7 protein-coding genes and 1 pseudogene are annotated in these 9,002 nt (G+C 39.0%); 2 read left to right on the forward strand and 6 right to left on the reverse strand.

Features of this window, described 5'->3' with window-relative positions; translation table 11 throughout:
* Positions 1–42 precede the first annotated feature (42 nt).
* A complete protein-coding gene (locus tag ACYTXL_RS16450; RefSeq protein WP_461925674.1) occupies positions 43–198 on the forward strand; it encodes a hypothetical protein in 156 nt (51 codons plus the stop codon).
* Positions 199–234: 36 nt separating this feature from the next.
* On the opposite strand, the gene ACYTXL_RS16455 is transcribed toward ACYTXL_RS16450, so the two are convergent.
* The 6 genes from ACYTXL_RS16455 to ACYTXL_RS16480 all read right to left on the reverse strand — a co-directional run bounded on the left by ACYTXL_RS16455 (position 235) and on the right by ACYTXL_RS16480 (position 8,772).
* Complete coding sequence (locus tag ACYTXL_RS16455) at positions 235–3,525, reverse strand: tetratricopeptide repeat protein (protein ID WP_461925675.1); 3,291 nt, start codon at positions 3,523–3,525, stop codon at positions 235–237.
* Positions 3,526–3,655: 130 nt separating this feature from the next.
* Positions 3,656–4,264, reverse strand: a complete 609-nt coding sequence (locus ACYTXL_RS16460) for a COP23 domain-containing protein (protein ID WP_461925676.1) — start codon at positions 4,262–4,264, stop codon at positions 3,656–3,658.
* A gap of 211 nt (positions 4,265–4,475) precedes the next feature.
* Entirely contained in the window at positions 4,476–5,621 is a 1,146-nt protein-coding gene (locus ACYTXL_RS16465; protein WP_461925677.1) for a S1C family serine protease, read from the reverse strand.
* A 201-nt stretch (positions 5,622–5,822) separates the two neighbouring features.
* A complete protein-coding gene (locus ACYTXL_RS16470) occupies positions 5,823–6,449 on the reverse strand; it encodes a COP23 domain-containing protein (protein ID WP_461925678.1) in 627 nt (208 codons plus the stop codon).
* A gap of 315 nt (positions 6,450–6,764) precedes the next feature.
* Positions 6,765–8,324: a protein kinase domain-containing protein gene (locus ACYTXL_RS16475; RefSeq protein ID WP_461925679.1), complete on the reverse strand. Its 1,560-nt coding sequence runs from the start codon at positions 8,322–8,324 to the stop codon at positions 6,765–6,767.
* Positions 8,325–8,577: 253 nt separating this feature from the next.
* The gene (locus tag ACYTXL_RS16480; RefSeq protein ID WP_461925680.1) at positions 8,578–8,772 is read right to left on the reverse strand and encodes a hypothetical protein; all 195 of its coding nucleotides are present in this window, start codon (positions 8,770–8,772) and stop codon (positions 8,578–8,580) included.
* Between the two features lie 57 nt (positions 8,773–8,829).
* On the opposite strand from ACYTXL_RS16480, the pseudogene ACYTXL_RS16485 reads away from it, so the two are divergent.
* Positions 8,830–8,907, forward strand: a pseudogene (locus tag ACYTXL_RS16485) (arsenate reductase); the annotation flags it as partial.
* Between the last annotated feature and the right edge of the window lie 95 nt (positions 8,908–9,002).

The raw sequence follows: 9,002 nt of genomic DNA on the forward strand, positions 1-9,002 counted from the left end.
TGTTCAACTATTTCTCCTGAGCGTAAAAAACTGGATGTATTAATGGGTAAAGCTTATCAGGCTCTTAGAAAAGGGGATTTAAAGGCTGCTGGACAGAAATACAGGGAAGCTGCTCTTATTTTGAGAGAAAGAGAAGATGCAAGATATCAAGAAGTACAGCAGATTATTACAGAAATTCAGCAAACGGCTAATAGATGAGCGATTGGGATTTAAGTTTTTCCTAATATTCGATACTTATTTTTGTAACTCTTTTAAGATATTTATAACTTTTTCATAATCAGCAGTGTTTCCTTGAGCTTGAAAAAGTTGGGCTGCTTGCTGTAAATCTGGAACTGCTTTTTGTTTGTCTTCCTTGTTAAGGTAAAGAACACCACGATTGGCGTAAGCTTCAGCATCTTGAGGCTCAATGGCAATAGCTTTGGTGTAATCAGCTAAGGCTAATTCCCATTTTTTCTGGTCAGAGTAAAGATTCCCACGATTGTAGTAAGCTTTAGCATATTGAGGATTAATGGCAATGGCTTTGGTATAATCAGCTAAGGCTAATTCCCATTTTTTCTGGTTATCGTAAAGAACACCACGATTGTAGTAAGCATCAGCATATTGAGGATTAATGGCAATGGCTTTGTTGCAATCAGCTAAGGCTAATTCCCATTTTTCTTGGTAAGAGTAAAGAACACCACGATTGTAGTAAGCATTAGCATATTGAGGATTAATGGCAATGGCTTTAGTATAATCAGCTAAGGCTAATTCCCATTTCTTTTGGTCAGAGTAAAGATTCCCACGATTGCCGTAAGCATTAGCATCTTGAGGATTAATGGCAATGGCTTTGTTGTAATCAGCTAAGGCTAATTCCCATTTTTCTTGGTAAGAGTAAAGAACACCACGATTGTAGTAAGCATTAGCATCTTGAGGATTAATGGCAATGGCTTTGTTGTAATCAGCTAAGGCTAATTCCCACTTCTTTTGGTTATCGTAAAGATTCCCACGATTGCTGTAAGCATTAGCATCTTGAGGATTAATGGCAATGGCTTTGTTGTAATCAGCTAAGGCTAATTCCCATTTCTTTTGGTCAGAGTAAAGAACACCACGATTGTAGTAAGCATTAGCATCTTGAGGATTAATAGCAATGGCTTTGTTGTAATCAGCTAAGGCTAATTCCCACTTCTTTTGGTCAGAGTAAAGATTCCCACGATTGCTGTAAGCATTAGCATCTTGAGGATTAATAGCAATGGCTTTGTTGTAATCAGCTAAGGCTAATTCCCACTTCTTTCGGTCAGAGTAAAGAACACCACGATTGTAGTAAGCTTTAGCGAACTGAGGATTAATAGCAATGGCTTTGTTGTAATTAGCTAAGGCTAATTCCCATTTTTTCTGGTCAGAGTAAACATTACCACGATTGTTTAAAAAAGCAGGACGCAAATTGAGTTTAATTGCCTCATTTATTGCCGTTTCTGCTTCTGTATACCGTTTTAAATCATCTAATACACCCGACTTCTCATTATACAAATTGGCATTTTTTGGCTGTAGTTGAATCGCTTTATTTATAGCTAGCAACGCCTGTTCAAGTTGGTTTAATTGTTCATAGACTGCACTTTGGGTTAACCATGCAGCAACAAAGTCTGGTTTGAGTTTAACTGCTGATTCTAATGCATCTACAGCTTCTTCATATTTTCCATCCGAACCTAATGCCAAACCCTTACCATAATAAGCTAAATAAACAAAGGCTGGTTTCAGCTTAATCGCTTCATCAAAGGCTTTCACTGCTTCTTGATAACGACCCAACCGCCATAGTTGATTCCCTCTTTCTATCCATTGTCTAGCTGTTGTATTTCCTTTGAATACATCAATTGATAATACTGCTTCTTGAATTGACTCGATTTGTTGTGCATCCGGTTGGCGTGCTGAAATATTTTCTAGTTTTTGTGTTTGTATACCCAGTCTTGTTGCGATTCCTAAAAATGTACTTATTGGAATGCCTAAGCTATAACCTAGTTGTATCGGACTCCCACTACTATCAGTATCTCCTATTTTTTCATCTAAAACTTGTTCTCCTTCTGCGCGTCCATGAATCCCGATGACTCTTCCTTGAGAATCTAGTACAGGGCCTCCACTCATTCCACCGTAGGTAATACTTGTGTACACTAACTCATATCCTCCCGTTAAGGAACTCACACTTTGTGATCTCCCAGAACTGTTATTTTGAAAGTCAGATTCTTTAACAGCTAATAATCCCCGTTCTTTACTGAAAATCTTCCCAACGGTAAATCGCCAAGGTGAATTCTTCCCTAATTTAGGATACCCAGCAGTGAACATATAGTCAGAGTCATTGGGATTATAATTTGCTAGTGTCGCTACTTGATAATTCTGATTACTTGCAGTAAATTTAACCACTGCTAAATCCACGCCTTCTTCAATCTTGATTGTGCCTTTATCTACTGGATATTGTTTTCCATCTGGAGCAAGTATTTTATAGTTAGACTTGACACATGGTTTCGTGGCATCCTCTCCTCCACAGACTACATGAGATGCTGTCAAGACTGTATAGGTGTTTCCATCTTTTGCAATAATTATTCCTGAACCATTGCCATCTTTTTTAATAATTATTCCTGAACCATTGTCACCGCCAATATTATCTATTCTTACGGTAATTTGTTTGGCTTTTTCTTCTAATTCCCCTAACCATCCTGTCAATACTTTTGGTCTGTCCTCATCAGGAATGTTGAGTAAAGGTAGAGAATAAGCTGTCAATATCTCTGGGTTCACCTGCGCTAAGACAGTGGAAATAGGAATTCCCCAACTGAGACTTCGCATTCGCTTAATTTCTGATTCTGTGGGACGCGAACCATCAGGATAAACATAACCTGTATTTAAAATCGGATAAGCACCTCTACCATTAATTCCAATAAGTTTTCCATGAATGTTGAGAATTGCACCGCCACTCATTCCCTGTTCAATGTTGCTGTTATAGCCGATTTGATACCCTTGCTTGAGTGGTTTCTCAGCAATCTGTTGCACTTTACCAGTGCGAAATACTATTTGTCCTTTTTCGGCAGAATAACCCGCAGCCATGACTGGTGTCTCAGCAGTAGGAATTAATTGGGCAAATTCGTTTGGCAGACAATAATTTTGATTACTTTGGAATTGTAATAAGGCTAAATCCAATTTTTCAAAGTTAGTATTGGGGACTATTTGCGCGGCATAGGTTTTGCCATCGGATGTTTGTAAACTAATGCTGTTAACTCCTCTAACTACATGGGAGTTACTCAGCACTAGATAAGTATTACCTCGTTTAGCAAGTAATGTTCCTGAACCGCCGTTATTATCCCCAATGACTCTGACTGTAATGCGACTGGCTAGGGTTTGCAGTTTGTTTTCTGAATAATCATCAAACACATCATCTACTTTGATTTCACAAGAGGATATCTCTGATGCTGCTTGCGAAAGAGTAGGAGAGGAAGTTTCATTAGCAAAGACAGGGAACGGTAAGAATAACAAGGAACAAATAAGGGCTAAGTTTTGATTCATATCTATATTGAGAATTAGAGGAAAAAACATTCAGAGAATACAGAAGACAGGTCTTCAATTATAGTGAGCGATGATGCCAATGGTAGGTTAAGGCAAAAGCCATAACCTACAGGAGCAACATAACTAATTACTATTTAGTGTTAAGCAAAGGAGTCTTCTTGAAAAAATCTTGTACAGCAATATACACTTGCTCACCTGAACTTTGCAGTATAGGCCCCCTATCTGAGGCTGTACCTTCAAAAATATCAGTTAGCTGTTGTAGAATTAACTTAGATTTGCTGTCAGAATCGCTGTCAGAATCGCTGTCAGATTTGATTGAAAATAGTTGATTGCTGCTATTACAAGTTTCACCTTGATTAGCAAGACCACAGATAATAGGAGAGTCATTAACTCTACCATAAGTTAAGTAATTTAAACGACCCTGGTCATAAGATTCTTGGAATTTGGTAGTGACTTTTTCACAGCGCTTTTCAGGAGTCCAGCCACTTTTATTAAAATATTCAGATTTCCAACCAATAAAACGTATATTCCCTTGACGTTCAGGAACCCAAGCAACTGTAGCCGGAATATTTTCACCACTTGCTTTATCAAAAATTTGCCGACAAAAAAACGTAACTTTATTAGGTTGAGATTCCGAAGTAGTTGATTGACCAAAACCAGGATAAATGCTAACACTCAAGCTGGCTAGAGATGTTAAAGCAGTTAGTCCTAAACCGATGAAAAATGATTGTCGTTGCATAATTATGACTCCTGATATTGATGTTAAAAAGTGAATAGGGGACTTCAGTGTGACACTTCAGCTTCACTCATTGCAGAGAAGCTCAGAGATTCGGCCTAAATCGCTATTACAAAACTTAATTACGTTAGCGACGCGCAAAGCGAGTCCGCGTACCCCTGCGGGGAAGCAAGCTACGCGCAGCGTCTCGTAGAGAGCGTCATTCCGAATTACTTTAAGGCGTAGCTGTTGCCCGTAAACTGTAGTTTCCCGTTTCTCCTTGTTCGTCAGAACTTGCGATTATCACATAAAGCCCATCTGCTGGTAAATTAGTCTTGATCTGGGCATTAAAATCACCAGGGCCTATATCATTGTTTTCGGCTATTGGCTTGAATTTTTGACCTTCAGAAGATTCGCTTACTTGATATAAAGTTAAAACTGAGTTAATCTTCTTACTGGTCATATCAATGACTATTTGTTGATTGGCTCGACCTTGAAATTGATACAAGTTAACAAACGCACCATTTTTTTCTGCAATGCGATCGCCCTCCCCTAAACTGCCATTAATTACTTGACCATTGAGTGAGATAGTTGCAATAGTCCGTTCTTTTGTTTTCGGTAAGGTAGATTCATTAGAAACTCGTTTCTTTCGCACGTCTGCTAAAAAAGATTTCACCTTTTCGACAGGAAGAGCTAAATTAATCCCAGTACCACTTGGTGTGGAAGCAATTAGATTACCTGCGTCATCAAATACTCGAGCCTTGGCGACCAAGTAATTGACACCAATAACCTCTCCTTGGCCATTTAATAAAGGTCCTCCAGAGTTTCCCTGATTAGTATTAGCGGTATGTTGGATTTCTCCATCTGCTCGAATACGGCTAATGTCGCCTTGAGTGCAAGTATCACGATAGTCTTCGCTTAGAGGGGTACCAATAGCAAAGACGTGATAACCAACTTTAGCTGAACCTGCACTACCTAAAGAAAGGTTTGGCAGATTTTTGCGGTTTTGTATTTTTAAAACAGCTAAATCTAAACCTCCCATTGCAAAACCAATCACATCTGCGGGGACTTGCTTACCATTGTTAAAAACTACTGTTACTACACTGGGGCTACCCTCAACAACATGGGCATTTGTAATAATTAATCCGTTTCGACTAACGATAAAACCACTACCATGTCCATTGCCATCTTTAACAGTTACGACAGCATTGCTCCCTTTTTCACAAACTACGTTAGCTTCTTTCTCCTCAGATGTTTGTGCTAATACCCGGTCAGAGCGTTGTCCATGTTGTCTGTTATCCGATAATAGCTGTTCAAAGCTGACTGCTCCTATAAGGGCAAATATAGTACATATCGTTAAAGTTCCAAATTTATAGTACATATCGTTAAAGTTCCAAATTTGAGGAATCCGTTGTTGATCATCGCTTTATATGCAGTTGATATCTCACTCTTGAAAAATAAATGTTGGATTAACTAGAATGTAAATCCCCGAATCTGAAGTAATAGCAAAAAAGTGGCTTCACAAGAAAGCTTAAAGCTTTTCTATCCGTAAAATCCTAAAGATTGAGTGAATTTTAGGTAATTATTTGGTGATTGACTCGTTTTCAACAACTGGTGCTGTCTCGATTAATTTCTCTATATTCACATAGAGATTACCTTGGTTATCTGTAGAGAAATAGCTTGGCTGTGGTGAGTTTTGATAACTCACCCGAGAAACACCCTCGGAACTATCCCCGCGACTTTGACCAACTAAACTCCTAAGTGCTGCTTGGGGATTAGTCCCTATTTCTAAAGTGAGCAACACATGATTTTCTTGACAAGATGCCCCTTTTTGGGGAGTAACACAAATCACGGGGTAATTCCCGACTCTACCACTTCTGATGTACTGTAAAATATTCTGATTGTAGAAGCTTTGAAAGCGACTAGAAACTTGTTGGCAGCGTTTTTTTGCTGTCCAACCACTAGCACTAGCCCAGCTTTCATAGCTCACAATAGCTCTATTTCCCTTGCTAGTAAGGACTTTGGTAACATAGTTGCCTTGGTAGGTATCACAAAAGAACGAGAGATCCGCTTGAGCTAGACTTGGTTGTATCATACTGCTGCTTATAGTCAGAGCGATACCTGCGGTGGTAACAGAGCGCCGCCGTTGTCCGGGCTGCGCCAACGCACATCCAGCAATAGGTTTAGTCAATAGACTGTGTTTGATCATTGTTCCATCTCCTACCCTCAATAGATTGATGTCGTCAACAAGTAAACTACTTATTTGCTTCTGTTTAGGTTTCGTTAGCAGCCTGTAGTTTTTACGCAGATGACTACACTTGTTACAAAACTTTATATTCAACCCGAGTTTGCGATCGCATCTGGTCTAATTTTTGAAAAAATCTCAGTATGTGTAGGGTGCGCTTTTAACTTACAGCAGTTTTCATGTATTTAAACCACATCTGTCGTAGGGGCACAGCAATGCTGTGCCCCTACCGCGTGGTCTATTGACCTGAAAATAGCTGTAATTCCGAATTACGAATTACTAATTGAGCCAAGCAAACGAATCGATAATTTGTTGGGCAGACTTTTCTCGCAGATCATAATCACCCCTATCTGCCTCATAAATCAGGGCATATTCGTGATGATTTTTCACCGTTGCCACTCGCATCCGGCGAATTACTCTACCACGGTCACTTCCTTGATAAACTAATAAATAAGCTTCCTTTCCTCCTAAAAAAGTTTTTCTATTTTCAATAATTTCTGAGTTGGTGAACCATTGTTGAATATCTTTGACAGTTTCCTGTTTGACATCAGATAAGGAATCAGCAGCTTCTAAATCTCTGACCTCGACTATAATTTTGCTCAAAGCACCATTTGATGAATCAGAATCAGATGATACTAATTCAGTAACTGTCCGCGTAAAGTTTTGAGATTTATGTGGAGATAACCTCCAATCCTGATGATATTCGAGGTGAAAGCCATATTCCGAATTTTCGTAACCTAAATTATTTTTATTAACAAATATGTCCGGAATAAAATTTTTATATAAATTGCTATGAATGATGGAATCAATAACTGGTATAATCATCACAAAACCAGTCACAGAAAATATCCATAAGGATATATAAGACCGTCTGATTCGAGAACTCATAATTTTCTGAGAAGAAGAGTTAATTAACACAGTCTGTCGAAGCGTGGTACTCGCAGCAACCTGATTATGCACATTTATCCTGGGAATAATCTTGATGTCTGGTAACAAGTCTAACCATGCTTTAATAGTTTGCGAACGAGCTTCTGGATTAACAGCCATGCCTTGAATAATCGCTGTATTGACTCCCTCACTAATTTCCGGATTAATTTGTTTTGCACCTATTAAAGGATCAGTATCATACTGAGCCAGATTATAGTGTCTGCTTTGAGCATTTGCTGGGCTTTCTCCAGTCACTGCAAAATAGAGAGTAGCTGCTAAAGAATAAACATCTGTGTAAGCAGCTTGTTTTTCCGTAGGATAATGTTGTTCAATTGGGCTATATCCTTCAGAAATGAAAGTAGTATGAGTAGTTAAGTTACCTTGCTTATACTCACGAGCAATACCAAAATCGATGAGAACTGCTCTGCTCCCATCGGTTGTGATCATAATATTTTGGGGTTTAACATCTCGATGTAAAAAGCCTTGTCGGTGAACTGCATCCAAAGCCTCAGCAATTTGACGTATATAGTATATGGCTTCAGCTTCCGCTAAAATTTTTTGTTCAACCCAAGCTGCTAAATTTTGCCCTGGAACGTATTCCATCACCATACAGGGTAGTGATTCTTCTTCAAATAATTCGATAATCTTTACGATGTGAGGATGATGGCTGCATTTAGCGAGTCGTATTGCCTCGTTTAAAAAATCCTGACGCAATTTCTCAAACTGACAATTATTCTGGACATCCTGATTAAGAGTTTTGATCACTACCTGCTGAGATTTTCTGTCTCTCGCTAGGTAAGTAACACCAAATCCGCCATATCCTAATTCTTTCTCTATACTGTATTTACCTTTGTATAGCTGATGTCCTGATTTCCAATAACTTCTAACCTCTGACTGGAATGGTATATTCATTTTAAAGACCCCCTGAGCAATTGGCTTCTAGTAAGATTTCGCTTCTAGGAGGTCTTTTTTACGCAACTTCGTATAAATGCTTTAGCATCTACAGAGTTTAGGAATTTGAAATTTTTTCGACGATTTACTCACAAAGTCAACACCTAGTCTACTACTCCTATTAGCCAACCAGAGGTTTGCACCTATTTGTCAAAGCAAATCTCTCTAACTACAGGAGGGCCAGGTAAACTCATACCTTTATCACAGCCCATTGTCATGGCTGTCGAGTTACAGAATCACTAGCATATTCGGTTTTTCTAGCTATCTGTCGCGCCAGCAGTTGCTTCCCTTTGTTAAGTGAGCCGTACCATAAATGGTGGAAACTGGTGTAGTCTGGTGTGGGTATTAGTCGCTTTCGAGCGATCGCTACTCTTAAATTTCTGCCGCAGAGATTCAAGGACAGGAGCATTGGTGGCAGAAGTTACACCAGCTATGTCATATATGGAGATTGTTGCTTAATTGTTTTATGTCTATTCAAGTCTACGGAATTCCCAATTGCAACACTTGCAAAAAAGCTTTGACGTGGCTCCAACACAACAATATTTGTAACGACCTGCAATACTAATCGCTCAAACCTGCAATCAAGACATTTTCAAACCAGGATTATTTGCAACTATAATTACCCTTCAGCCAGGATTA

The organism is Nostoc sp. (genome assembly GCF_054880495.1).